This is a genomic window from Nitrobacter hamburgensis X14, from assembly GCF_000013885.1.
In the GTDB taxonomy this organism is placed as follows: Bacteria; Pseudomonadota; Alphaproteobacteria; order Rhizobiales; family Xanthobacteraceae; genus Nitrobacter; species Nitrobacter hamburgensis.
On the sequence record NC_007964.1, the window covers coordinates 2,678,830 to 2,703,482 of the forward strand.

The following is a 24,653-nucleotide window of genomic DNA, read 5'->3' on the forward strand; positions in this document are numbered from 1 at the left end:
TCCAGGCAAGTTTTCACGGCCGCCTGTCCAGGTCGGTCGTCGGCTGGTCCGGACGGCTTAAGTATGGGTCTGTATTCGGCTGTCCGCAAGATCGTAAATTGCTCCCGAAACGGACTTTGCCCGCGGCCCGACCATCGAGCCGATGGTTAACCAGGTCCTCCCGCCTTAAGAGAATGTCCGATGCGGCCATTTAAGCTCCGTTGACGACGGCGGCAGTCTTTCGGCGTATCCCCTCAATTTATGCGGCTATTTACCTGCTTTCTCAGGACGACTTTACCACCCGTTTAGCCCTGCGGCTCGACATGCCGGCTGAAACCAACGGATCGGTGACAGCCATGTCTGCTACGTCAATTCGCGAACGGATACGCAGTTCGGCCGTCCGTTTTGGCCAAGATTTACGGGGTAATATCGCACCGATTTTTGCGATCGCTCTCCTGCCGATGCTCGGCTTCGTCGGAGCCGCCGTCGACTATACGCGGGCGAATGCAGCGCGCTCGTCGATGCAGGCGGCAATGGATTCGGCTGCCCTAATGGTTGCCAAGGACGCCAACGCGGCGAGCCCACAGATGACAGCGGATCAGGTAACTGCGGCGGCACAGAAATACTTCAATGCGCTGTATCACAACACGGATGCCCAGGGCGCTTCTGTCAGCGCCGTATACACGCCCTATAACAACGGGACGCCGGCGACCGTCGTCCTGTCCGGCTCGGGAAACGTGCAGACCGACTTCATGAAGGTGGTGGGCTTTCCTCAGATCAGCTTCAAAACAAACTCGACAGCGACCTGGGGCAACACCAAGCTCCGCGTCGCCATGGCGCTGGACGTCACCGGTTCAATGTCCAGCGCCGGCAAACTTGTCCAAATGAAGATCGCGGCCAAAAAGCTGATTGATACTCTCAAGGCGTCCGCTACGGCCGAAGGCGACGTGTATATTTCGATCATCCCGTTCAACGTTATGGTCAATGTGGGTGCCAATAACAACACTGCAAGCTGGCTCGAATGGGAAGACGGCAGCTACGACAACAGCAGCAGCAACTACGGCAGCTGCAGCGGGAGCGGCAAATCCAAGCCGAACACGAAAAGCTCGTGTATCGCCGCCGGTAAGACATGGACTCCCAAAAACATCAGCAGTTGGAAAGGTTGCGTAACCGACCGCGGCCCTGTGTCGAAGCCCGGTAGCGGAGACTATGACACGACGAAAGACGAGCCTGTCGCAAGTACACCTTATACGCTCTATCTCGCACGGAACTATAGCACCTGCCCGTCATCGATCCTGCCGATGACGTCGGCCTACGACTCGAAGGAATCCGACAGTTCGACCGACGACAGCACCCTCAAGGGCAAGATCAACAACCTCGTAGCAAACGGCGCCACCAATCAGGCCATCGCCATGCAAATGGCCTGGATGATGCTACAGCCCACGGCGCCGTTCCCGGCGCCCGCCAAGGACGAAAAATACAAATATACCGACGCGATCATCCTGCTGTCCGACGGCTTGAACACTCAGGATCGCTGGTACGGCAACGGCTCAGATTGGTCGTCACAGGTCGACACGCGGCAGGCCCTGCTCTGCAACAACATCAAAAACGATCCGATCAGCAAGACCGATCCGACCCGCAGGACGCGGATCTACACCATCCAGGTCAACACCGACGGCGATCCCGAATCCACCGTCCTGAAGAACTGCGCGACCGACGGCTTCTTCCCGACCAGTACGGCAAGCGGAATTGCTTCCGCGTTCGCCCAGATCGGAGCGTCGCTCTCTCAGCTCCGCATCGCGAAGTAACGACCGCGCAGCATCCCATAGAAAAAGCACGGCCGATGATGGCCGGGCTTTTTCATTTGAGGATAGTCTCGCGATATCAGCGAGCGACCGGAACGAACTTCGCGGCGAAGTCCTCGAACGGTTTGTAGGTTTGTCTGGCGAGATCGGCGTAGAGTTCGCCGATCTTCTGCGACTCCACAACGAACGTCTCGTAGGCCGTCTTGGCGTATTCAGTCTGCACCTCGATGGCCTTGTCGAGCGACTTCACACCGGCGAGCTTCTCGGTGAATGCGTTGCCGTCTTCAAACGACTTCCGCGTATAGTCGCCGACGGCGATGGCGATGGCCTGAACGCCCTTCTGGAGGCTGCCCGCGGCCGCCACCGCCGCATCGAATTGCTCTTTTCCGTGCTGCTGGATCTCTTCGATCTTGATCATGATGAATTCCTCTCCCGGGTTACCAGCCGGTGCTTCCGGCTCTCTCATGAAGTTATAGTGCACTGCACAATAAAATGCAAGTGTTTTTCGCACTGCACAAACTGACGATTCGACGCAAATCCAGCAGGTGCCATCAAGAGTTGCTTAACCTTTTGGAAACTCCGGCCCCCTAGGCTGATTTCCGCATCGTGAGCGTTCCGGTGGAAAATCAGAAAAACACCGTGAAACCAGCCTCTTAGCCAGAACGGCAACCTGATCTGCCACCTCGCCTGGAGACCGGTTCGCGCTGAACGTTCGAATCAGACGGTCGGGCACAATTTTGCCTCACGAACCGGTGACTAAAGTCGAAATGGGGACGGGGGAGTTCATGCTTCGCACAACCTTGGCTTCCTCGCGCGTGCTGCGAGCTGGCGCAATCGGACTGGCGGCACTGGCCGCCGTCGTTTTCACGATCGACCACGCCGACGCACGCCGCGCCCGTCACCACCATCGCCAACACCAACAGGCGCGGCACAGCTACAATCCGCCGTTCGCCTCGATCATAGTGGACGCCAATTCCGGCGCGACGCTTTCGTCCACCAATCCCGACAGCCTTCGTCATCCGGCATCGCTTACCAAGATGATGACGCTCTATCTGCTGTTCGAGCGTCTGGATGCGGGCAAGATCAATCTCGATACCGAGATGCGGGTCTCAGGGCACGCGGCGGCGCAGGACCCGACGAAACTCGGTCTGCGAAGCGGTCAGACCATCCGCGTCGAAGACGCCATCAAGGGCCTGGTGACGAAGTCCGCAAACGATGCGGCGGTCGTGATCGCCGAGGCGGTCGGCGGAGACGAAGATGACTTCGCCAGGATGATGACGCGGAAGGCGCGTGCTCTCGGCATGACCCGGACGGTCTATCGCAACGCCTCGGGTCTTCCCGATGACGATCAAGTCACCACCGCGCGGGACCAGGCAACGCTCGGTCGTGCGCTGCAGGACCGGTTCCCGCGCTATTACCGCTACTTCGCGACGACCTCGTTCACATTCCGCGGCCGCACCATTCGCGGCCACAACCATCTGCTCGGCAGTGTCGACGGCGTCGACGGCATCAAGACCGGGTATATCCGGTCCTCCGGCTTCAATCTCGTCACCAATCTGAAGCGCGGCAATCGTCACCTGGTCGGCGTCGTCCTCGGAGGCCGCAGCAGCGGTTCGCGCGACGCGACCATGCGCAAACTGCTAACCGACAATCTCGACAAGGCCGCGACGCGGCGGACGGTCGCCGCCATCACCGAGAGCAGCACGGCCGACGCCAATGCGCAGGTGGCCGAAGATCAGGCGCGCTCACGGCCAAAGGGCATGAAGCAGGTCGACGGCGCCGTTCAGGTTGCATCTGCACCCGAGCCGGTCGCGCTGCCGACCGAACGTCCCGCTCACCTGACCCACTCGCTGGTAACAGCCTCGACCGCCGCGCTGCCACAGAAGCGGCCCAGACCCGAGCCCGCTCCCCTGACGAGCGGCGTCATCGAAACCCCGCCGATCGACGCCGTTCCCGGCTCCACCGAACCGATGAAGCCGGTGCGCGTGAAGACGGTGCAGGTCAGGGCGGGATCGATCAGGTTGGCCTCGGCCGGGTCGGCGCCGTCGTTGCCGCCGGTCGCAGGCAACGCCGCCGCGGCCGTTCGCGACGGAGCACCGGAAACCTCAGGGTCTGTCGTGGCGCGGGCCAACATGCCACCGCAGCCTGCCAACTTCGGCACCGGCCAGGGCATCCTTGGCGTGCTGCCGGCCTCCAGCGTCCCCTCCCCGACATCGCAGACAATGGCGAACGCGGATTCCGCGCCCAAGGTTCAACCGCAGGCTGTTCAGCACAACGGCGCGGTGAAGCCGGTGGCATCGCATTCGGGCTGGATCATCCAGGTCGGCGCGCTGGAAACCGAGCGCGAGGCGCGCGAGCGTCTCGATGCGGCGCGAGGCCGCGCCCGCGGCATGCTGGGCAAGGCCGATCCCTTCACCGAGACCGTCGCCAAAGGCAACAAGAAGCTGTACCGCGCCCGCTTCGCCGGCCTCGACCGGAGTGAGGCCGAAGCCGTGTGCCGTACCCTGAAGCGTTCGGATATGTCCTGCATCACGATCAAAAATTGATCGCACTGCGCGCGTCGTCTTTTTGACGGCGCCGGGACCTTCAGCGCGCGTGATCTCCGCAGCCGAAAACCCACACCACGCAAACCACTCGTCAAGAATTGGCGGATACAGTTGAAAACAACGATCGACCACGCCGGACAACGGCGGGCGAAACGGGACGTTGAACAGAGACAGGCAGAAGCGACTCGCAGTGTAGCGTTTGGTGGCGTTGGAGTTAGCTGCGATGAGTGCGAAGCAAAGTGTCCTTGGCCTCGTTTACACGGGCCGCCAGGTACGTCGTCCCCCCCTGGTCGGGATGCAGTTTCTTCATGAGCCCTCGATGCGCGCGCCGGATCTCGTCGCCACCCGCCCCCGGCTGCAAGCCAAGGATCTGATAGGCCTCCTCGTTCGTCATTTTGCCGCCCGACGACGCGCGGCTTCGCCCCCCTGCCGGATCGCCTTGCGCGTTCTGACGCCAGGCGGGAAACCTGCGGTCCAGATAGCTTTCAAGTAACGCGCAGCTCTCGGCATCGAAGCTCGTCATCATTGCGACAAGCTGCGGCAGGTCGAAATCGTCAAGCGAGCGACCCGCGTCGGGTCCGGCAACAATCCATCCGCCGAGACGGCCGCTGTCGTGATCCAGGACCATGTCGAGAAACTGCGAACGCACCTGGGACGTCTTTCCCACAGAGGGCTGTGTCCGCGCGCCGAAGAGTCTGCCTAAGAACGATGCGCTGGACGGCGACCAGCCCAAAAGTCCGGCGCCGAAAATCCCGAGCGGCAGCGCAACCACCAGTTCTCCCTTGATGCCGGTAAAGGCAGCCACCGCGAGCGCTACGATGCCGCCGGCGAGCCTGATGGCTCGCGCCAGCACGGCTGGGTTTGCAGCCCGCAGCAGCTGAACCAGCAAATACAGAAAAACGAAGGCGAGAAGGCCTGCAATCAGGATCGGCATGGCGGATAGATAGTATGTCGGCGCAACCGGCGAAAGCGATTGTTGAAAGCGGTCACGGCGACACACGGAGCGAACCCATGTTCGCGCAGGTGCATTATGGCGCTAATTTCATTTGTCCCAAAAGCCGGGTCGCACCGGCGGCGGTCGTCGACAGCCGTTGCAGGGCTTCCCGGCCGCCCGCAGCATAGGCCGCGGCGGCGCGAAGCAATTCACGCAACTGAGCCGCAGCGCCGGGGTCGAACCGGCACCAGGCGCCGCCGGTCAGCCGCGCGATTTCTCGAAACCCCGGCTCGGCAATCGCATCATGTCCTTCCTGGAACATGAACACGGGCACCTTCAGCAAGCCCAACTCGCCGGCTGTCGCGCAGAGACTGTCGACAGATTCCTCCATCGCGTCGCCGACGAACACGACGGCCTTGATACCCGACGCCACCGCTTCGCTGCGCGCGTGTGAAAGAACTTTACCTATTTGAGTGTTGCCGCCACGGCAATCGATGGCACCCATCAACCTTGCCAGCTTTGCGCTGTCGGATATCCAGCCGCTGGAACGGCATTCGTCGAGTCCGCGATAGTAGACGAGGCGGATGTCAAGGCTGCCGATGCCGGCGGCTTCGCGAAACATGTCGGCCTGGAGTGAGCAGGCCATGTCCCATGTCGGCTGCCGGCTCATGGTGGCGTCGAGTGCGAACACCAGCTTGCCTCGACTGCCCGTGGCGCAGGGCGACATCGCCCGCGCCCTGGCGACGAACGCCGCGATATCGGCCGAGGCCGACGGCTTTATGTCAGGCAACGGAGCGTCTCCGCCGGACGGTGTGCTCCGAAAGGCGGACGGGTTAGCGGGAAATTTCGGCGGCGCCGGATCGCGGGACATCGGAACTCGCAAGGGATCAAAGACATAATGTGGCGCAAACCACGGATGATTCAATATCGGCTTCTTCCTGCAGGTCCCCAACTAGGGCCGACCAGTTCAGCTTGCGGGAACCCTCCGGTCCTTATCGAGCTTTATGTCATGCGGACATGGCATATAAGGTAAAAACAAGCTCGAAAGTCAGGAATTGCGACAACATGGTCGCCCGGAAAACCAGACCGCGGCGGGTTGGCGATGCCGGATCGAGCTTGATAAGGTCGGCTTTCCGCTGCGGCTCGAAAGCGACCCGTCCCAAAACCCATTCCACCGAGCAGCAATGCCACGCGCCCCCGCTATTGCACGCACCCTTCCCTCGCTGCGCCGCGCCCTGGAGGGTTTGCGGGCGCGCCGGGCAACCGTCGCTTTGGTGCCGACCATGGGTGCGCTTCACGACGGGCATCTGGCGCTGGTGCGTCAGGCAAAGCGGCGCGCGTCAAAGGTTGTCGTCTCGATTTTCGTCAACCCGACCCAGTTCGCGCCGCACGAAGATTTCGGATCGTATCCCCGGACCTGGAAGGCCGATATGGCCAAACTCGCGGAAGCGCGCGTCGATCTGGTCTGGAATCCGGACGTCGGCACGATGTATCCGCCGGACTTCGCGACCCGGATATTGACTGAAGGACCAGCAATGGCAGGTCTTGAAGATCGTTTCCGGCCGCATTTTTTCGGCGGCGTCGCGACCGTCGTCGGTAAGTTGTTCGCGCAGTGCCGGCCGGATGTCGCCCTGTTCGGCCAGAAGGACTATCAGCAGTTCAAGGTGGTGACACGAATGGCCACCGATCTCGATCTCGGCGTCAAGATCATCGGGGTTCCGATCGTGCGCGAACGCGACGGGCTCGCGATGTCGTCGCGCAACGCCTACCTGTCAGCGGAGCAGCGCGCCGTTGCACCGACACTCCATCGCGTCATGAAGGATGCCGCCAAACGGCTGCGCAACGGCGACGATCTCGAAACCGTCATGGCCGACGGTGCAGGCACGATCGTAGACGCGGGCTTCGCGCTGGATTACTTCGAGGCGCGTCACGCTGAAACGCTGGCTCCGGTCCGCTCGATCAAGGACGGACCAGTCCGGCTTCTGGTGGCGGCAAAAATCGGAACGACCCGACTGATCGACAATATCGGTGTTTAGCCCGTCTTATTCGTGAGAGTGCGCCTGAGAGGCTGGCGAGCGTGGTGTAAAGCGCTGATGCGGCGTAGGATTCGGTTGCGAAGCCAACCCCATGACCTTCAATCGCGAACGCCACGCCCGCCATGACCGATGATACGATTCTGCCATTCTCGTTTCCAGCCGTTCACGCCAAGAAAGTCACAGCTGCCTTCGATGGCGGTCGCTTGACATCGAACGGGGGCGTGATGCTTCTGGCGACGGCCGAGCGACGTCTCGGTTTGGCCGACAAGTTGGCCCGGGTGTTCCCGGACCGGCGCGACCCGACGCGGGTCGTGCACAGCCTTGTCGATATGTTTCGCGCTCGCATGTTCGCGATCTGCTGCGGCTACGAGGACGCCGACGACCTCGATCATCTGCGGTCCGATCCGGCATTCAAGCTGGCCTGCGGACGGCTGCCGGACAGCGGTCGCGATCTGTGTTCCCAACCGACGCTGTCGCGCCTGGAGAATGCTCCGCGCCTGCGCGACGTGATCCGGCTGACCTACACTTTGGTCGACGCATGGATGGATAGCTACCCGCGCGAGCCGGCATCCGTCACGCTCGACATCGATGATACCTGCGATGTCGTCCACGGTCATCAGCAGCTCTCGCTGTTCAACGCTCATTATGACGAACGCTGCTTCTTGCCGATCCACGTCTACGACACGGAGAAGAGCCGGCCCGTGGCGGTCGTGCTGCGGCCGGGCAAGACGCCGGGCGGCGTCGAGGTGCGCGCCCATCTGCGCCGCCTGGTACGGCACATCCGCACGCGATGGCACAACACGCGAATTACGGTCCGTGGCGACGGGCACTATGCCCGGCCGGAGGCGATGACGTGGTGCGAGAACAACGGCATCGACTACATCTTCGGCCTGTCCGGCACCAAGCCGCTCGCCAGAAAAGTCGACGAGGTCGCTGACGACATCCGCACCCGACGCGCCATCGAGAACCTGGCTGTTCTGCGCGGCTATACCGAGACGCGCCACAAGGCCAAGTCCTGGGATCGCGAACGGCGCACCGTCGCCCGTATTGAGGCGACGATGCTCGGCCTCGACATCCGCTTCGTCGTCACCAGCCTCGATGCCGGCTCGGCCGAGTGGATCTACGACAGCCTGTATTGCGCGCGCGGCCAGGCCGAGAACCTGATCAAGCTGCATAAGACGCAGCTCGCCTCCGATCGCACCAGTTGCCGTTCGGCGCTCGCCAACCAGGTCCGTCTCGTGCTCCATACCGCCGCTTATTGGCTGATGCTGACCGTGCGCGACGCCATTCCCAAAGCCCGCGAATTGGCCACTGCCGAGTTCGCGACGCTGCGTCTTCGTCTCTTGAAAATCGCAGCCAGGGTCGTCGAGACCGCGAGCCGCATTCGCCTCGCGTTCGCCGCGGCATGTCCCGAAGCCGACCTCTTCCGCAGCTTGCCGGGCTCGCTGCTGCCACACGGTCCTTGACCGCCGGGGCGTGCGCCCCCTTCGCCCAACCCATCCCTCAAACGCGTTGCAAAGTACCGGTCGTCAGGCGGTGAAAAGCCGAAGGCAATCCTATGCGCCTCGTCCGAGGAGATGTGCAGTCACATCAATCGAACCAAAAAACCGCACTCTCACGAATAGGACGGGTTAGAGCATGATCCCGAAAAGTGGGAACCGGTTTTCGGATGATATCCTGCTCAGTCAAGAAGATAAGGCCAGAGTCTGATTCGACGCATTTGAAACAGACTCTGGCGGCAAGCACCGCCCCGTTTGTTACCTTTACAGCAACCCCAGATCGCGCAACTCGCGCCGCATCGGCTCGGGCATCGCGGCAACGCTCGCCGCATTGCTGCCGAGGTCGGGCGGCGCATCGGCGGCAGACAGATAGCGCCACCCCTGAAACGGACGCATCGGACGCGGCCTGACAGCAATCACCTTCGGTTGCATGACCAGACGGCATCGACCGATGCCGTCGCCGTCGCGGAACGGCTCGATGCCGATCAGTTTCTCCCGGGCGGCGATTTCACCCTTGATGACCCAATAGAGCGAGCCACCCGCGAGCAATTCCTCGTCGCGCTTCGGCGTCATCCGGGTGATGTGGATATGGTGGCGCGGCAGCCCGTTCCGTTTTGCCTGCTTCATGCGCTCGGCGATCCAGTTCCTGAATTCCTTCAAGGATTCGCAGCCGACGGCGAGTTTGACGAGATTGAGGTGGATATCAGCGGCAGCTCTCATCGTTTAGTTCTGTGCTCCCGCTGACGACGGTGCCGGCGTGAGGCGGACGGGCTCTGCCGGGTGCGGCTTGGGTGCATGCGGCTTCCTGGCCGCAGCCGGACGCGGCTTAGGAACCGTCTGCGCGGCCGCCGAAGTCGGCGGTGGCGGTGACGCCGCGCCTGTCGGCGGCTCGGGCGTCATGATGTTAACCGGCGGGATGGATGCGGCCGTCGGAAAGTCCATCGTTGTCGGATGGCCCGTCGGCTCCGACACGAGCGCCGACGTCGGCGTGCCGGGCATCGCGGCGTCAGCCGTTGCCGCAGGCTCGCTCCAGGATGGCGCGTAGCGCATCACCAGCTTCTCGTAGACCCGCTCCTCCATGTTCGCCGCGACCTGGCTATGGTCGGTCAGCGATTGGAAGGCGGCACAGTCCGATGGCTGGCAGTGATCGCGGGCGACCAGCACATGGGCGACCAGGCCATAACGATCGCGCTCGATCGCCCGCCGCAGCGCCTGCAACTCCGGCGATATGACGCCGTTGGCGGCGGCGACATCGCCGAACGACCTCAATCGGCTGATTTCCGAAGCGACGTAGGAGACGGCGGCCGCCGCCGCATCCGGTTTGCCGAACAATGCCTTCTCGCAGGCGACCTCGACCACGTCGCCGGCAAGGCCGTCGACGCAGGACAACGCAGGCATTGCGACGTTGACCGGGGCGGACAGATGTTTCGACCCGAACGCCTCGCCGCCATCCGGGCCGAATCCGCGAATGGTGACGGCCCCCGCAACTCCGATCGCGAGCAGCGCGATAATGGTCAAGACGCCGTTCGCGGCCGACTTTTCAGCGCGAACCAGCGTCAGGAGCACAATGATCGCGAAGAATATCGCTACCAGCAGCGTCAGCCACATCGGAAATGTCGGCGAATGCCAGAGTTGATCGTGTGATGTCACCCACGCCCAGTTCATGCGCGTTGTCCCTCATGCCGAACGGTGGGACCAGCATAAAACGCAATCGGCGAATGCAAATGCAGATTCCCCAGCTATTCAATGAACTGGGAATGCGGCAAAATCAGTCTGGACCGGTCCGTCTCGGAGGGTTTCAGGGCAAGCATTAGCTCGATCGTGCCGAATCTTCTCCTAGAACCTTTACGCTTCTGACGGAATCAGAAGCCGGGGCTCTATGATTTTGATTTGCCTCGTTTTCTTCACGCGAATCGGCCCATCCTCGGGTCAAGCCCGATTCGCTCGAAAACGCGCTAGCCGGCGGCGAGCTGACTTTCCTTAGCGACGCGCTCGAAAGCCTCGGCCGAATTCTTGATCCGGTACTGACAGTCGTCGCCGTCGGTGGGAAGCAGCCGGATCACCTCGTAAGTGCCGCTCGCAGCCGGCCGTGCCACGTTGCTCGCGGTGAAATAGACCGTTTCTCCAACGAGATATTTATGCTTCAACGCCTTCTCCATCACACAATGGCATGCCGGTATGTCCGCAGTCCCCCACGGCGCCGCCGGCTATGATTTTAGGCGGGTATAGCACGCGACCAAGGCTTTTGGCCAGTCATAAACGACATGGCGGAATTGCCGATTTTGCAGGTTTTCCAGTCATGTAAATGCGTTTGCGGTTGCTGCGTACGGAACTCCGCGAGTGGTGGTTGTGACCTTTATCGAGCGCCGAAACCGACGACCGGCCGGCGGTGTTGCCTGCCCCGTAGCATCCGGACGCGGCGTTCAATCGGCCTCTAGTTTCTCGATCACGAAGGTTTCCGTGAGCCCCTGCTCGGTCCACTGCTGAAATGCCGGCAGCGACATCATCGCATCCATGTACGCCCGCACCGGCGGCGTCACGACGATCGCATAGGTCCGGAAGCGATGGACCACCGGCCCATACATGGCATCGGCTGCACTGAAGGCTCCGAACAGGAACGGCCCGGCCTTCGCGAACTGCTGGTGGCAATCCGTCCAAATCTCCTGGATACGGGCGATGTCGGCGCGCGCATTGTCGGAAAGCGTCTTCGCACCGACCGGCCGATGCAGGTTCATCCCACACTCGTTTCGCAGTGCTGCAAAGCCCGAATGCATTTCCGCCGAGACCGACCGTGCGTATGCGCGGCTGGCCGGGTCCGCCGGCCACAGACCCGCCTCCGGAAACCGTTCGGCGAGGTATTCGATGATCGCCAGCGAATCCCAGACCGTCACGTCACCATCGATCAGCGCGGGGACCTTGCCGGCGGGGGTTACATCGAGGATGCGCTGTTTGTCGGCGGCGCCGGTGTAGAGCGGAATAAATCTCTCCTCGAATGCAATGCCGCTGGCCTTGAGCGCCAGCCAGGGCCGCATCGACCACGACGAATAATTCTTGTTCCCGATCACGAGCGTCAGCGTCATTTCGATTTCACTCCTGTGCCCGCAAACTGGCGCGCGACGGCAAACATGCCACAAGCACCAACTGTTTCGAATTATCCGCCCACGAAATCGCGCGGCGTGAAACTGAGATCGAGGACCTTCCACTCGTCGTATTTGTCCGGCGGCAGCATCGCGTAGGGTTGGCACGCCACCAACGCCGCGATCGCGCCCTTCATCAAGGCCGGCCCCTTCGCCGACGCACTGGCTTCGATCAAGGCAGGCGGCGCGGCGATTTTGCCATCGGTGGTGAACGGCACGCGCAGCACGATGCGAATGTTGTCGCCGGGCGAGACGGATGCGGGCATCTTCGAACAGGTTTTGAGATGACGCCGGAACTGCGCGGTATCCATCGCCGGAATATCCGCCTTGGTGGCTTCCGCAGCACCACTGCCGTCGCCAACGCCACTCACCGGCAGACCGAGCAGAACGCCATACCTGACGCTGATATCGGGCTCCGGCGCATTGTACGATGGCGGGGGTGCAGGACGCGGCTGCGGCGCAGGCTGGAGCGCCGCTTGTTTCGAGGCGGGCGGCATGGGAGCGCTCGATGACGGTGCCGGCAGAGAAGTCTCCGAGGATGCAGGCGAAGCCTGGGCCGGCGTAGATTGCGCTTTGGCTGTGGCCGCTTTCGTATCCGCCGTATCTGCCTGCGGCTTGTCGTCCGGACTATCGAACGTGTCGGTCGAGGATGTTTGCGGCGGTTCCGGGAGAGCCTCCTTCGCGGGGGAAGGAATCTCCTTCGACGATACGATATCGACCGCAATCGGCTCGGGCGAGACATAGTCGAATGGATGCGCCTCGGCAAAGAACAGGCCGGCCGCCAAAGCCATGTGACCGGCAAACGATGCCGCGGCCGACCGTATGAGCACCTGCGATTCCATCTCTTCCGTTAACCGCGCCACCCGTGCCGCCATCATAACGGCCGGCCTCGGTTCCGTATGCAGCTATTTTGAATCGACGCACGGTATTGGACCATTGCTCTTGCCGGGCAACTGTCATTGCGTCATGGCATCAGCCCATGACCACACAAGATTCGCAGCCGGCGCTCTCCCTCGAAGACAATATTCTCAAGGTTCTGACGCGCGACATCACCAAGACGCTGAGCGCTCCCGAACTCGCACAGGCGATTGCCGCTGAATCCGACTGGCATCGCCTGCTGATGCCGATCCGGCGCGCGGCCGTGGCACTGGCTCAATCCGGGCGCCTCGTGATCTATCGCAAAGGCAAACCAGCCGATCCCCTGGACTTCCGCGGCGTGTACCGACTGGGCCTGCCGCGGCTGGACTGAACGGTTCTTTATCGCTGCCGCGGCCCCGGAAACAACGCATCGCTCCGTCCCGTCAGCCGGTAGGCCAGCAGGCCGCACCATTCGTGGACGGCGGTATCGGCACGAGCAAGGCCCGCGCTCAGCCTGTCGAACGGCGTCCACGCATCGATCCAGCCCCGCGTGCGCCAATCGACCGGATAGGCTTCGACATCCAGGCCCGCCTTGCGAAACACGCCGATCGATCGCGGCATGTGATAGGCCGACGTCACCAGCAGCCAGCGTTCACCTGGCTTTGGCGAAACCAGCTTGCGGGTGAAACGCGCATTTTCATCGGTGGTCCGCGACTCGCTTTCGAGCACGATGCGCTCGGGTGATATTCCGAAAGTCTCCAGCAGCCGCCCGGCGATCGGCGCTTCGGAAACCGGATCCGCGATCAGATTTGCGCTTCCGCCGCTGTAGACGACCCGTGCCCTGGGGAAGCGCCGCGCTAATTCGAGTCCGCCGATGATCCGCTCCGCGGCCCCGTTGACTTCCACGGCCTTCCGCGCCGCCGAGAGTTCGGGCTCGATGGCTCCGCCGAGGATGATGATCCCGTCCGGCTCGCGGCCGTCGAAATGCCATGCAGGAAAGCGCTCCGACAATGTCAGGAGCAACACGTTGCCGAGCGGTGAATAGCCGAAAATCAGCAGCGCCATCACTCCCGTCGCCAGCAAACCCGTGCCGGCGCGCCGCCGTTTCATGATCAGCAGACACAGGCCCAGACCGCAGACGAGCGCGGTCGCGTTCGACGGCAGTGCGATAAATCCGACTATTTTGGAGAGCAGGAAGAACATGCAATCAGCCGGCAAGCAGAGGCGCGCCTTGCATGCGTGATCTCCAGACCAAGATCAATGACAGAGCACAAGGCATCGCGCGCGCCCTGCGAGCTAATCCCATTTCGGGGCGAATCCGAAATCGGTCAGGCGTCCGTTAGCGTTGCCCATTGCCGATATCCGCGCCATCTCGTCATCGGTCAACGTGAAGTCGAAAATCTCGATGTTCTCCGACAGCCGTTCTATTCGCGATGTCCGCGGTATAGCCGGCACGTTTTGCTGAATCAGCCAGCGCAGGCAAACCTGTGCCGCAGTCTTGCCGTGAGCGACCCCGATCCGGGCCAGCGCTTCATCGTTCTTGATGCGACCCTTGGCGACGGGGCTATAGGCGACCAAAGCCATATCGTGGCGCCGGCACGCTTCCAGAACCTTGGCCTGATCGAGATACGGATGATACTCGACCTGATCGCAAACCAGAGGCTCCGGACAGAGCGCGACCGCCTGCTCGATCAAGGCGACGGTGAAATTCGACACGCCGATATGACGCGCCATGCCGAGCCGCCTGACGTTTGCAAGCGCGCTCAACGTCTCAGCCAGCGGAACTCGCGGATTGGGCCAGTGCAGCAACACCAGATCGATCTGCGCAAGGCGCAGTTGCTTGAGGCTTTCCTTGACGGACCGCTCGAGATCGTTGGGCGCGAAATGCGTGGTCCAGACCTTGGTCGTGACGAAAACATCGTCCCGACCGATGCCGGACGCACGCAGGCCTTCGCCGACTTCGCGTTCGTTCTCATACATCTGCGCGGTGTCGATATGGCGGTAGCCGAACCTGATCGCCTGCTCGACGAGGCGAGCGCAGGCCCGGCCGCGAAGCTCCCATGTGCCCAGTCCGATAGCCGGAATGCGCGCGCCATTGGCCTCAATGAACTGCATCGCAACCTCCGGCTATCGCGCCGAGAGTAAACTGAGCCTTTGTGCGGATATTATGCCGTTTGCGACAACGCGCCAGCAATCCCGACACCACCGAACGCGTTCAGCCGGCGATATGTCTGTCGAGGGCAGCGAACACGGTTTCGGGCGCGTGCGCAATGACCGCAAGAAGCGCGCGCGCGGGTCCTCGCGGCGCCCGCTTGCCCTGCTCCCAGTTGCGGATGGTTTCAACGGGAACGCCCAGTCGCGCCGCGAACTCGATCTGGGTCAGACGCGCCCGCTGACGCAGGTCTCTGACCTCAGGCACTGTAGCCGGAGGTAGACTAGCTGGTGATACTGTGGTCGGCGCAAACCCTGCAACATGATCCGAAGCGGGATTCGCGACGGGCATGGGCGGCGCAAGCGGAAACTCTTGCCCATCGCGGATTTCCACGATCCGTCCGTCCGCTTTCAAACGCAAGCGCTGCATGACCACCTCTGATTCAAGTGGATGGTCCGCGATGTGCGTTAAGACGCGGTGAACAGTAGGACAATCGCCGTGGCGATCGCCAATAGAATAGGCCATACCAAACGCCGCGGCACCCGTGTAGACGATGAGGTACTGCCGGTCCGGAACAGCGCCATGGTCATATTGAGGCTTACGCTTCTCGTTTTTGTTGCATGGACCACCTCGGCATGGGCCAGCGACTGCCCGCGCCAGGGAACGCTCGGCACGTCGCGTATCCTCGAGGTCGATGCCGCCAAATATCCCCGTGTCGGCCTCAAGAGCTTTCCTCAAACGCTCCCGCTCGACGACAAGGAAGTGGTCCTCACCTTCGACGACGGGCCTGCGGCAACAACGCCGCGGATTCTGGCTGCGCTCGCTCGCGAATGCGTCCTCGCGACCTTTTTCCAGGTCGGCAGGAGTTCGCAGGCGTTGCCGGGCCTCGTCAAGAAAGTGACAATGGGCGGCCATACGCTGGGGCATCACACATGGTCGCATCCGCACCTCAATGCGATGACTTTTGAAACCGCCAGGGACAACATCGACCGCGGCATCGCCGCCGACGAAGCCGCCCTCCACGGCAAGGCGACGAACGTCCCCAGCACGCCGTTTTTCCGCTTTCCATACTTCGAATCGACGCCCGAACTGCTCGAAATGCTGCAAGCCAGGGGAATCGTTGTGTTCGGCGCCGATTTCTGGGCCAGCGACTGGTTGCCGATGACCCCGCAGGATGAATTGAAACTGATCACCGGCCGGTTGAAGGCTGCGCGGAAGGGCATCATCCTGTTTCACGACCCCCGCGCGCAAACCGCTGCCATGCTGCCCGATTTCCTGAAATATCTGCGCGTCAACGGCTATCGCGTGGTGCATGTCGTCCCGAAGCCGAAAGGCGCGGACATGCATGGGAACGCAGACGACACCCCGAAAACCCACTAGCGCTCCATTGCCGATGGGTTAAGGCTGCATTCATCGCCCGGCCGGTAGTTTCGGGCCAAAATGGACGGTGCGAAGGTATTTTTCGAATGGCAAAGACATTCAACGGAGCCTGGCTGAGGCCACAGTGGATTCTTTGCCTCGGCCTGCTCGCCGCCACCTTGGAATTCACCACATTTCCTGCCCGGGCCGGCAACTGTCCCGGCAACCCCGATGCCCTCGGAACCTCCCGGACGCTGGTCGTGGACCCGCGCGAACATCCCCGCATCGGCACCATGCAATACCCGGAAACGTTGCCGCTGCGGGATCATGAGGTGGTGCTGACCTTCGACGACGGCCCACTGCCGCCGCATAGCCTCCAGGTTCTCGATATCCTCGCTCGGGAATGCGTGAAGGCGACCTTCTTTACGATCGGCCGGATGGCGCACGACTATCCGCAAGACCTCCGCCGGGTGCTGGCGGCGGGTCATTCCATCGGCACCCATTCGCAGAACCATCCGCTCAGCATGAACCGGATGCCGATCGAACGAGTGCGACAGGAAATCGATGACGGCATCGCTTCTGCAGCGGCGGCATTGGGCGATCCTGCGGCTGTGGCGCCTTTCATGCGCATTCCCGGCCTGCTGCGGGCGAAGGGCGTCGAGGATTATCTGGCGTCGAAAGGCATTCAGGTCTGGAGCGCAGACTTTCCGGCGGACGACTGGCGGCACATTTCGGCCGATCGCGTCTATCAACTCGCGATCAGCCGGATCGAAGCCAAGGGTAAAGGCATTTTGCTGTTGCACGACATCCAGGCGCGGACGGTGGCGGCACTGCCCCGGATTCTCCGCACGCTGAAGGAACGCGGCTACCGCATCGTTCACGTGGTGCCGGCCACGCCCAATCTGCCGAAGACACCGACCGAGCCGCAGGACTGGCGGCTGCATCCGACCCCGGAAACGGTCGCGATCTCGCATTGGCCCAAGGTGCCGAGCTTCAGTTTTGCAAACATCGGCACGCTCCCCGCTCCGGCGATCTCGGATTCCGATCTGCACGATGGCCAGCTGGTGCTTTTGCCCGAGGCTTTCGACCGCTCGCGGCGTTTCGTGCGCGGCGCCGTGCCGCTGCCGGAGGAGCCGCTATGGCCGCGCCAATCGGCGGTGGTTGCTGGCGCCGCCACAGACACGTTTCCCGTGCCCGCGCAAAATGTGTTCGCGATCCAGGAAAAATCCGCTGTTCCGCTCAACGCCGTCGTTCCGCTGCCGCGCCACGTCACGCAAACCGCCGAGCCAAGTGATGGCGTCGATGAAATTGCACATCTGATTTCGATCGATGCGAGCGCCGCGAAGCGCACGATTCCGGGAAGCGCGCCGGTGACTCAACCCGGATTTCACTAGCGCGTATCCCGCAAGAACAAGCGGTGGCTTACTTATATACCGAGGTTCTGCTCGAAGCCCCTCAGCTCCGGTCGCGCGCCGCCCCGAGAACAATGTCCTCGGCTTCCATCTGCGCCATGTCGAGCAGATAGCCGAGAGTTTCAAGACCGTGGCGCCGGGCAATCAGCCCAAGATCGGCGACCGCCGCCGCCAGATAGCGCGCGGCCTCGTCCGGACCGCCGTCACTGGCGGATTCGCCCCCGCAGGCCCTGTTGTCGCGGGAATCCTCTTTCCGGTCTGGTCGTCCCCTCATCCCGGAGACTCCTTCTCATCACAGTCAGGGTGGAACCTGCTCGCTTCCATTACCCTTTATGATTATACATCTATAGGTAGAATTATGTTATAAACACAACATTTAAGAGAAGCGAGATCGAAGGTTTTCACACAAGTCTATTTGACTTAAGGGCGTGCTGCACCCATGTTCGCCCCGAAACCGTCCGCGCATCTCTCGCGGAACCGGCCTCGAGTTTTCCCATTAAGCTATTGGAATAACATGAATATCGTCATTGTTGAGTCGCCTGCAAAGGCCAAGACGATCAACAAGTATCTAGGCGCTTCCTACGAGGTGCTGGCTTCGTTCGGCCACGTCCGCGACCTCCCCGCTAAAAACGGATCGGTCGATCCGGATGCCAATTTCCAGATGATCTGGGAGGTCGATCCCAAAGCCGTCGGCCGACTCAACGACATCGCCAAATCGCTCAAGGGCGCCGACAAGCTCATCCTCGCCACCGACCCCGATCGCGAGGGCGAGGCGATCTCCTGGCATGTGCTCGAGGTGCTGAAGCAGAAGCGCGCGCTGAAGGACCAGAAGATCGAGCGCGTCGTCTTCAACGCCATCACCAAGCAGGCCGTCACCGACGCGATGAAGAATCCTCGCCAGATTGACGGCGCGCTGGTCGACGCCTACATGGCGCGCCGTGCGCTCGACTATCTGGTCGGCTTCACCCTCTCCCCGGTGTTGTGGCGCAAGCTGCCCGGCGCCCGCTCGGCCGGGCGCGTGCAGTCGGTCGCCTTGCGGCTGGTCTGCAGCCGCGAGATCGAGATCGAGAAATTCGTCCCGCGCGAATACTGGTCGCTGATCGCGACCCTGGCGACGCCGCGCGGCGACACCTTCGAAGCTCGCCTGGTCGGCGCCGACGGCAAGAAAATTCAGCGGCTCGATATCGGCAGCGGCGCCGAGGCCGAGGATTTCAGGAAGGCGATCGAGGCCGCCAATTTCATCGTCTCGACCGTCGAGGCGAAACCGGCGCGCCGCAATCCGCAGGCGCCATTCACCACTTCGACGCTGCAGCAGGAGGCGAGCCGCAAGCTCGGCTTCGCACCCGCGCATACGATGCGGATCGCGCAACGACTCTATGAAGGCATCGACATCGGCGGCGAGACCACCGGCCTCATCACTTACATGCGAACCGACGGCGTGCAGATCGACGGCTCGGCGATCACGCAAGCGCGCAAGGTGATCGGCGAGGATTATGGCAACGCCTACGTGCCGGACGCACCGCGCCAGTATCAGACCAAGGCCAAGAACGCGCAGGAAGCCCATGAGGCGATCCGCCCGACCGACCTGTCGCGCCGTCCCGCGGACATGAAGCGGCGTCTCGATGCCGATCAGGCGAGACTCTATGAGCTGATCTGGATCCGGACCATCGCCAGCCAGATGGAATCGGCGGAACTGGAACGCACCACCGTCGACATCGCGGCCAGGGCCGGATCGCGCGTGCTGGAACTGCGCGCCAGCGGCCAGGTCATCAAGTTCGACGGCTTCCTGGCGCTATATCAGGAAGGCCGCGACGACGAGGAAGACGAGGACAGCCGTCGTCTTCCCGCCATGAGCGACGGCGAAGCGTTGAGGCGCGAGAACCTCAGCGTCACCCAGCATTTCACCGAACCGCCACCGCGCTTCTCGGAAGCCTCGCTGGTCAAGCGCATGGAGGAGCTCGGCATCGGCCGACCCTCGACCTATGCCTCGATCCTGCAGGTGCTCAAGGATCGCGGCTACGTCAAACTCGAGAAGAAACGGCTCTATGGCGAAGACAAGGGCCGCGTCGTCGTCGCGTTCCTGGAGAATTTCTTTGCGCGCTACGTCGAATACGACTTCACCGCCAACCTCGAGGAGCAGCTCGATCGCATCTCGAATAACGAGGTGTCGTGGCAGCAGGTCCTGAAGGATTTCTGGAACGACTTCATCGGCGTCGTCAATGAGATCAAGGACGTCCGCGTTTCCGAAGTGCTCGACGTGCTCGACAACATGCTCGGGCCGCACATCTATGCGCCGCGCGAGGATGGCGGCGACCCCCGCCAGTGCCCCACCTGCGGGACCGGAAAACTGAACCTCAAGGCCGGAAAGTTCGGCGCGTTCGTCGGCTGCTCCAACTACCCGGAATGCCGCTACACCCGTCCCCTCGCCGCCGATGGCGAGGCCGGCGGCGACCGCATTCTCGGCAAAGATCCGGAGAGCGGTCTCGATGTAACGGTGAAGTCCGGCCGCTTCGGACCCTACATCCAGCTCGGCGAGCCCAGCGATTATGGCGAGGGCGAAAAGCCGAAACGCGCGGGCATTCCGAAGAACACGTCGCCCGCTGACATGGAGCTGGACCTCGCCGTGAAGCTCCTTTCGCTGCCGCGTGAGATCGGTAAGCATCCGGAGACCGGCGAGCCGATCACCGCCGGCATAGGCCGCTTCGGTCCGTTCGTACGGCATGAAAAAACCTATGCGAGTCTTGAAGCCGGCGACGAGGTGTTCGACATCGGCCTCAACCGCGCGGTGACGCTGATTGCAGAGAAAATCGCAAAGGGGCCGAGCCGGCGCTTTGGCGCCGATCCCGGCAAGCCGCTCGGCGAGCATCCGACACTCGGTTCCGTCGCGGTGAAGAGCGGACGTTATGGCGCCTATGTCACGGCAGGCGGCGTCAACGCGACCATCCCGAGCGACAAGACCCAGGACACCATCACCCTGCCCGAGGCCATCGCGCTGATCGACGAACGCGCCGCCAAGGGCGGCGGCAAGCCGAAGCGCGCGGCAAAGAAGGCCAAGTCCGCCGGGACTGAAAGGACCGGCAAGGCCGGCGCCGTGGCAGCAAAGCCGGCCAAAAAGGCGGCTGCAAAACAGGCCTCCGTCAAGCCGAAGTCCGCCGCGGTGAGCAAGGCGCGCGGCTCGATCGCGGCAGTCAAACCGCCGGCCAAGGCTGAAAAAGCGCCCGCAAAGAAGAGTGCTGGCAAGAACGGCTGACGTGAGCAAACTGCGCGACAAGCGTTTTCCAGACCGCGAGACCATCGTCGCCTTCATTCGCGCCCATCCGGGCCAAGCCGGAACACGCGAGATCGCCCGCGAGTTCGGCCTGAAGAATGCGGATCGCATCGCACTCAAGCAAATCCTGCGCGATCTCGCGGACGACGGCACGATCGTCAAACGAGGCCGCAAGCTGCAGCAGGCGGAAACGCTGCCGCCGACGCTGATGGCCGATATCACCGGACGCGATAGCGACGGCGAACTTCTCGCGACGCCCACCGAATGGGACGAGGAAGCAGGCCCCCCTCCAAAAATCCGCATCCATGTGCCGCGCCGCATCAAGCCCGGCACCGCGGCCGGCGTCGGCGACCGCGCGCTGCTGCGCATCGAAGCGATGGAGCCCGACGAATCCGCACGCTTCCGTGCTCGCGTCATCAAGGTGATCGATCACACCCGCGCGCGTATCCTCGGCATTTATCGCGCCTTGCCTCAGGGCGGCGGCCGCCTGGTGCCGGTCGACAAGAAACAGGCCGGCCGCGAGTTGAACATCGCGAAAGCCGACAACGCCGGCGCGGAGGACGGTGATCTCGTCAGCGTCGAACTTGTGCGTACCCGCAGTTTCGGTCTTGCGTCGGGCAAGGTGAAGGAGCGGCTCGGCTCGCTCTCGACCGAAAAGGCCGTCAGCCTGATCGCGATCCACGCCCATGACATTCCGCAGGCGTTTGCGCCGGCTGCCTTGCGTGAGGCCGAGGCTGCGAAGCCCGCGACCCTGCGGCACCGCGAAGACTGGCGCGCGTTGCCGCTCGTGACCATCGACCCGCCCGATGCCAAGGATCACGACGACGCGGTTCACGCCGCGCCAGACGACGATCCAAACAACAAGGACGGCGCCATTGTCACCGTCGCCATCGCCGACGTCGCCTATTACGTGCGGCCTGGATCGTCACTCGATCATGATGCGCTGACGCGCGGCAACTCGGTCTATTTCCCCGATCGTGTGGTCCCGATGCTGCCGGAGCGCATCTCCAACGATCTCTGCTCGCTGGTGCCCGGCGAAGCGCGCGGCGCCCTGGCCGTGCGCATGGTGATCGGTCCCGACGGCCGCAAGCGTTCGCATACGTTTCATCGCATCCTGATGCGCTCGGCGGCGAAGCTGAACTACGCGCAGGCGCAGGCCGCGATCGACGGCAACCCCGATGATGCCACCGGCCCCCTGCTCGAACCGATCCTGAAACCGCTTTATGCGGCCTATACGCTGGTGAAGCGTGCGCGCGACGAGCGCGATCCGCTCGATCTCGAGCTGCCCGAGCGCAAGATTCTCCTGAAGACGGACGGCACGGTTGACCGCGTCGTCGTGCCGGAGCGTCTCGACGCTCACCGCCTGATCGAGGAGTTCATGATCCTCGCCAACGTCGCCGCCGCGGAGATGCTGGAGAAGAAGGGCCTGCCGCTGATCTATCGGGTCCATGACGAGCCGACGGTGGAGAAAGTCCACAACCTTCGGGAGTTCCTGAAAACGCTCGACATGTCCTTCGCCAAGAGCGGCGCGCTGAGGCCCGAGTTGTTCAATCGCGTCCTCGATCAGGTCAAGGGCTACGACTCCGAGTCGCTGGTGAACGAGGTGGTGCTGCGGTCGCAGGCGCAGGCTGAATATTCTGCGGAGAACTACGGCCACTTCGGCCTCAACCTGCGGCGCTACGCGCATTTCACCTCTCCGATCAGGCGGTACGCGGACCTGATCGTGCACCGCGCCCTGATCCGGGCGCTCGGCCTTGGCGACGGCGCGCTGCCGGACGCCGAGACCCCCGAGACGCTGGCTGAAATCGCCGCGCAGATTTCCGTCACCGAACGCCGCGCCATGAAGGCGGAACGCGAGACCGCCGACCGCCTGATCGCGCATTTCCTCGCCGACCGCATCGGCAATATCTTCGAGGGCCGGATTTCGGGGGTGACCCGCGCGGGCCTGTTCGTAAAACTGACCGATACCGGCGCAGACGGGTTGATCCCGATCCGGTCCCTGGGCACGGAATATTTCAACTACGACGAGGCCCGCCACGCGCTGGTCGGCTCGCGCAGCGGTTCCATGCACAAGCTTGGTGACGTGGTCGAGGTTCGTCTGGTAGAAGCTTTACCCTTGGCTGGCGCCCTGCGTTTCGAACTCCTATCTGGGGGACATGCCGGGCCACGCGATCACCGCGCGCGCGGCGGCCGGAACACGAAGGGGCAGCGCGGTCCGCAGGACACGCGGCATCCCGGCGTCCATTCAAAGGCCCATCCGGGCCGCAAACCGCGCAAGGCATCGCGCAAGCCGGGCAAGAGCAAGGCCGGCAAACCGAAGAAGGGCAAATCATGACGGCGCCTCCTCCCAACACCGCGAGCACAGCCGCCACAATCTGGACCCCGGAAGGCGAGAAGCGCCACCTCTGGGCCGCGATGAAGAGAGGCTTTTTCGGCCGCTGCCCGAAATGCGGCAAAGGCAAGCTCTTTCGCGCCTTTCTGAAGACCGCCGACAACTGTTCGGAATGCGGGCTCGATTTTTCCCCGCACCGCGCCGACGACCTGCCCGCCTATCTCGTTATCGTCGTCGTCGGCCACATCGTGATACCGCTGGCGCTGCTGATCGAGAAAGGGTTTTCGCCACCGCTCGTCGTTCAGTGGGCAATTTATCTGCCGACGACGCTGGTATTGGCGCTATGGCTGATTCAGCCGATCAAGGGCGGGGTGGTCGGCCTCCAATGGGCCCTTCGTATGCACGGTTTCGACGAGAATTTTGTCGAAGATCAAATCTGATCCGGCTCCTCGGCCCGGTGATCCGAGTTGCGCGGTTAGCGCGATGAGCGAGACGGCGCATCACGCCCCGCAACAGGCCAGCCGTCACCCTTATCGCCGACCGAAGGATGCCGCCGCGCTGATCCTGATCGACCGCAGCGCGGCCACGCCAAGGGTGCTGCTCGGCAAGCGCCATGACAAGGTGGTCTTCATGCCGGGTAAGTTCGTCTTTCCCGGCGGCAGCGTCGAAACGACCGACAATAAAGTGCCTGTCGCTGCGCCGATCCCGAAAGAACTCGAGGCCAACCTGCTCAAGGGCAGCCCGAAGACCCATTCGTCCCGCGCCCGCTCGCTTGCGCTCGCCGCGATCCGCGAGGCCTGCGAGGAAACCGGACTTTGCCTCGGACGCAAGCCCGAGGGCGCCGTCGCAAAGCTGACCGGGGCCTGGCAACCGTTCAGCGATGCCGGATTGCTGCCAGACCCCTCTAGCCTTCACTTGATCGCACGCGCCATCACCCCGCCCGGCTATGTGCGGCGGTTCGACACCCGCTTCTTCAGCGCGGATGCATCCGCGATCGCCCACCGCGTCGATGGCGTGATCCACCCCGACGCCGAACTGGTCGAACTGGCCTGGATCGAGATGGACGCAAAGCCTCTCGCCGACCTTCATCCCATCACCAGGAGCGTGCTCGGCGAACTCGAAAAACGTCTCGCCGCCGGTCCGCTGCGTCACGATGCCGACCTGCCGTTCTTCCGTTTCTACGGCGGCAAGATGCACAGGGATGTTTTTCCGGGCGTAGCTTAAGCGTCATTGCGGGAATGCGTGGCCCGGAAGCCGGCTCTTTGCGGGAAATGGGTCGATTTCAAGCTTTCAACAGCCTCGAAATCCTTGACTTCGGGCATTTCGCAGCTAGTTT

The 24,653-nt window shown here is 62.7% G+C and carries 23 protein-coding genes; 11 read left to right on the plus strand and 12 right to left on the minus strand.

Features of this window, described 5'->3' with window-relative positions; translation table 11 throughout:
* The first annotated feature begins 335 nt into the window (after positions 1-335).
* The gene (locus NHAM_RS12345) at positions 336-1,787 is read left to right on the plus strand and encodes a TadE/TadG family type IV pilus assembly protein (protein ID WP_011510881.1); all 1,452 of its coding nucleotides are present in this window, start codon (positions 336-338) and stop codon (positions 1,785-1,787) included.
* Between the two features lie 76 nt (positions 1,788-1,863).
* Here NHAM_RS12345 and NHAM_RS12350 read toward each other — a convergent pair whose 3' ends face one another.
* Positions 1,864-2,202 (minus strand): phasin family protein, encoded by a 339-nt coding sequence (locus NHAM_RS12350; protein WP_011510882.1) that lies wholly within the window; start codon positions 2,200-2,202, stop codon positions 1,864-1,866.
* Positions 2,203-2,569: 367 nt separating this feature from the next.
* On the opposite strand from NHAM_RS12350, the gene NHAM_RS12355 reads away from it, so the two are divergent.
* The gene (locus NHAM_RS12355; RefSeq protein ID WP_011510883.1) at positions 2,570-4,330 is read left to right on the plus strand and encodes a D-alanyl-D-alanine carboxypeptidase; all 1,761 of its coding nucleotides are present in this window, start codon (positions 2,570-2,572) and stop codon (positions 4,328-4,330) included.
* Between the two features lie 214 nt (positions 4,331-4,544).
* Here the strand turns inward: NHAM_RS12355 and NHAM_RS12360 are convergent, their stop codons facing one another.
* Complete coding sequence (locus NHAM_RS12360; RefSeq protein ID WP_041358066.1) at positions 4,545-5,264, minus strand: DnaJ domain-containing protein; 720 nt, start codon at positions 5,262-5,264, stop codon at positions 4,545-4,547.
* Positions 5,265-5,358: 94 nt separating this feature from the next.
* Positions 5,359-6,135 carry a hypothetical protein gene (locus NHAM_RS12365; RefSeq protein WP_041358068.1) on the minus strand — a complete coding sequence of 259 codons (777 nt, stop codon included), beginning with the start codon at positions 6,133-6,135 and terminating at the stop codon, positions 5,359-5,361.
* 313 nt (positions 6,136-6,448) lie between these two features.
* On the opposite strand from NHAM_RS12365, the gene panC reads away from it, so the two are divergent.
* Both panC and NHAM_RS12375 read left to right on the plus strand, forming a co-directional pair.
* Positions 6,449-7,300 carry a pantoate--beta-alanine ligase gene (gene panC, locus NHAM_RS12370; RefSeq protein ID WP_011510886.1) on the plus strand — a complete coding sequence of 284 codons (852 nt, stop codon included), beginning with the start codon at positions 6,449-6,451 and terminating at the stop codon, positions 7,298-7,300.
* Between the two features lie 122 nt (positions 7,301-7,422).
* The gene (locus tag NHAM_RS12375) at positions 7,423-8,766 is read left to right on the plus strand and encodes an IS1380-like element ISNha3 family transposase (RefSeq protein ID WP_011510130.1); all 1,344 of its coding nucleotides are present in this window, start codon (positions 7,423-7,425) and stop codon (positions 8,764-8,766) included.
* 297 nt (positions 8,767-9,063) lie between these two features.
* Here the strand turns inward: NHAM_RS12375 and NHAM_RS12380 are convergent, their stop codons facing one another.
* The 5 genes from NHAM_RS12380 to NHAM_RS12400 all read right to left on the minus strand — a co-directional run bounded on the left by NHAM_RS12380 (position 9,064) and on the right by NHAM_RS12400 (position 12,766).
* The gene (locus NHAM_RS12380) at positions 9,064-9,501 is read right to left on the minus strand and encodes a DUF1489 family protein (RefSeq protein ID WP_041358979.1); all 438 of its coding nucleotides are present in this window, start codon (positions 9,499-9,501) and stop codon (positions 9,064-9,066) included.
* Positions 9,502-9,522: 21 nt separating this feature from the next.
* Entirely contained in the window at positions 9,523-10,464 is a 942-nt protein-coding gene (locus NHAM_RS12385) for a hypothetical protein (protein ID WP_011510888.1), read from the minus strand.
* A gap of 290 nt (positions 10,465-10,754) precedes the next feature.
* Positions 10,755-10,958 (minus strand): hypothetical protein, encoded by a 204-nt coding sequence (locus NHAM_RS12390; RefSeq protein WP_086008320.1) that lies wholly within the window; start codon positions 10,956-10,958, stop codon positions 10,755-10,757.
* Positions 10,959-11,222: 264 nt separating this feature from the next.
* Positions 11,223-11,879 (minus strand): glutathione S-transferase family protein, encoded by a 657-nt coding sequence (locus NHAM_RS12395; RefSeq protein ID WP_011510890.1) that lies wholly within the window; start codon positions 11,877-11,879, stop codon positions 11,223-11,225.
* Between the two features lie 71 nt (positions 11,880-11,950).
* Positions 11,951-12,766 (minus strand): hypothetical protein, encoded by an 816-nt coding sequence (locus NHAM_RS12400; protein WP_245269878.1) that lies wholly within the window; start codon positions 12,764-12,766, stop codon positions 11,951-11,953.
* A gap of 149 nt (positions 12,767-12,915) precedes the next feature.
* Between NHAM_RS12400 and NHAM_RS12405 the strand changes: the two genes are divergently transcribed.
* Positions 12,916-13,185, plus strand: coding sequence for a DUF3253 domain-containing protein (locus tag NHAM_RS12405; protein ID WP_011510892.1), 270 nt, complete (start codon positions 12,916-12,918; stop codon positions 13,183-13,185).
* Between the two features lie 8 nt (positions 13,186-13,193).
* Here the strand turns inward: NHAM_RS12405 and NHAM_RS12410 are convergent, their stop codons facing one another.
* From NHAM_RS12410 to NHAM_RS12420, 3 genes are all read right to left on the minus strand, one after another.
* Positions 13,194-13,997, minus strand: coding sequence for a YdcF family protein (locus NHAM_RS12410; protein WP_011510893.1), 804 nt, complete (start codon positions 13,995-13,997; stop codon positions 13,194-13,196).
* A 93-nt stretch (positions 13,998-14,090) separates the two neighbouring features.
* On the minus strand, positions 14,091-14,909 hold the full coding sequence (locus NHAM_RS12415) for an aldo/keto reductase (protein WP_011510894.1): 819 nt from the start codon (positions 14,907-14,909) through the stop codon (positions 14,091-14,093).
* Between the two features lie 100 nt (positions 14,910-15,009).
* Complete coding sequence (locus tag NHAM_RS12420; protein ID WP_011510895.1) at positions 15,010-15,375, minus strand: helix-turn-helix domain-containing protein; 366 nt, start codon at positions 15,373-15,375, stop codon at positions 15,010-15,012.
* Between the two features lie 153 nt (positions 15,376-15,528).
* Here NHAM_RS12420 and NHAM_RS12425 point away from each other — a divergent pair, with 153 nt between their 5' ends.
* Together NHAM_RS12425 and NHAM_RS12430 are read left to right on the plus strand one after the other, a co-directional pair.
* Entirely contained in the window at positions 15,529-16,326 is a 798-nt protein-coding gene (locus tag NHAM_RS12425; protein WP_049769423.1) for a polysaccharide deacetylase family protein, read from the plus strand.
* 86 nt (positions 16,327-16,412) lie between these two features.
* On the plus strand, positions 16,413-17,699 hold the full coding sequence (locus NHAM_RS12430; RefSeq protein WP_011510897.1) for a polysaccharide deacetylase family protein: 1,287 nt from the start codon (positions 16,413-16,415) through the stop codon (positions 17,697-17,699).
* 61 nt (positions 17,700-17,760) lie between these two features.
* On the opposite strand, the gene NHAM_RS12435 is transcribed toward NHAM_RS12430, so the two are convergent.
* Positions 17,761-17,991, minus strand: a complete 231-nt coding sequence (locus tag NHAM_RS12435; RefSeq protein WP_011510898.1) for a hypothetical protein — start codon at positions 17,989-17,991, stop codon at positions 17,761-17,763.
* A 240-nt stretch (positions 17,992-18,231) separates the two neighbouring features.
* Here NHAM_RS12435 and topA point away from each other — a divergent pair, with 240 nt between their 5' ends.
* The 4 genes from topA to NHAM_RS12455 are packed head-to-tail and all read left to right on the plus strand — an operon-like array spanning position 18,232 to position 24,541.
* Complete coding sequence (topA, locus tag NHAM_RS12440; protein WP_041358070.1) at positions 18,232-20,967, plus strand: type I DNA topoisomerase; 2,736 nt, start codon at positions 18,232-18,234, stop codon at positions 20,965-20,967.
* Positions 20,948-23,320 (plus strand): ribonuclease R, encoded by a 2,373-nt coding sequence (gene rnr / locus NHAM_RS12445; RefSeq protein ID WP_011510900.1) that lies wholly within the window; start codon positions 20,948-20,950, stop codon positions 23,318-23,320. The genes topA and rnr overlap by 20 nt, the downstream gene beginning before the upstream one ends.
* Positions 23,317-23,757 carry a DUF983 domain-containing protein gene (locus tag NHAM_RS12450; protein ID WP_011510901.1) on the plus strand — a complete coding sequence of 147 codons (441 nt, stop codon included), beginning with the start codon at positions 23,317-23,319 and terminating at the stop codon, positions 23,755-23,757. The genes rnr and NHAM_RS12450 overlap by 4 nt, the downstream gene beginning before the upstream one ends.
* A gap of 43 nt (positions 23,758-23,800) precedes the next feature.
* Positions 23,801-24,541 (plus strand): NUDIX hydrolase, encoded by a 741-nt coding sequence (locus tag NHAM_RS12455; RefSeq protein ID WP_011510902.1) that lies wholly within the window; start codon positions 23,801-23,803, stop codon positions 24,539-24,541.
* Positions 24,542-24,653: the final 112 nt, after the last annotated feature.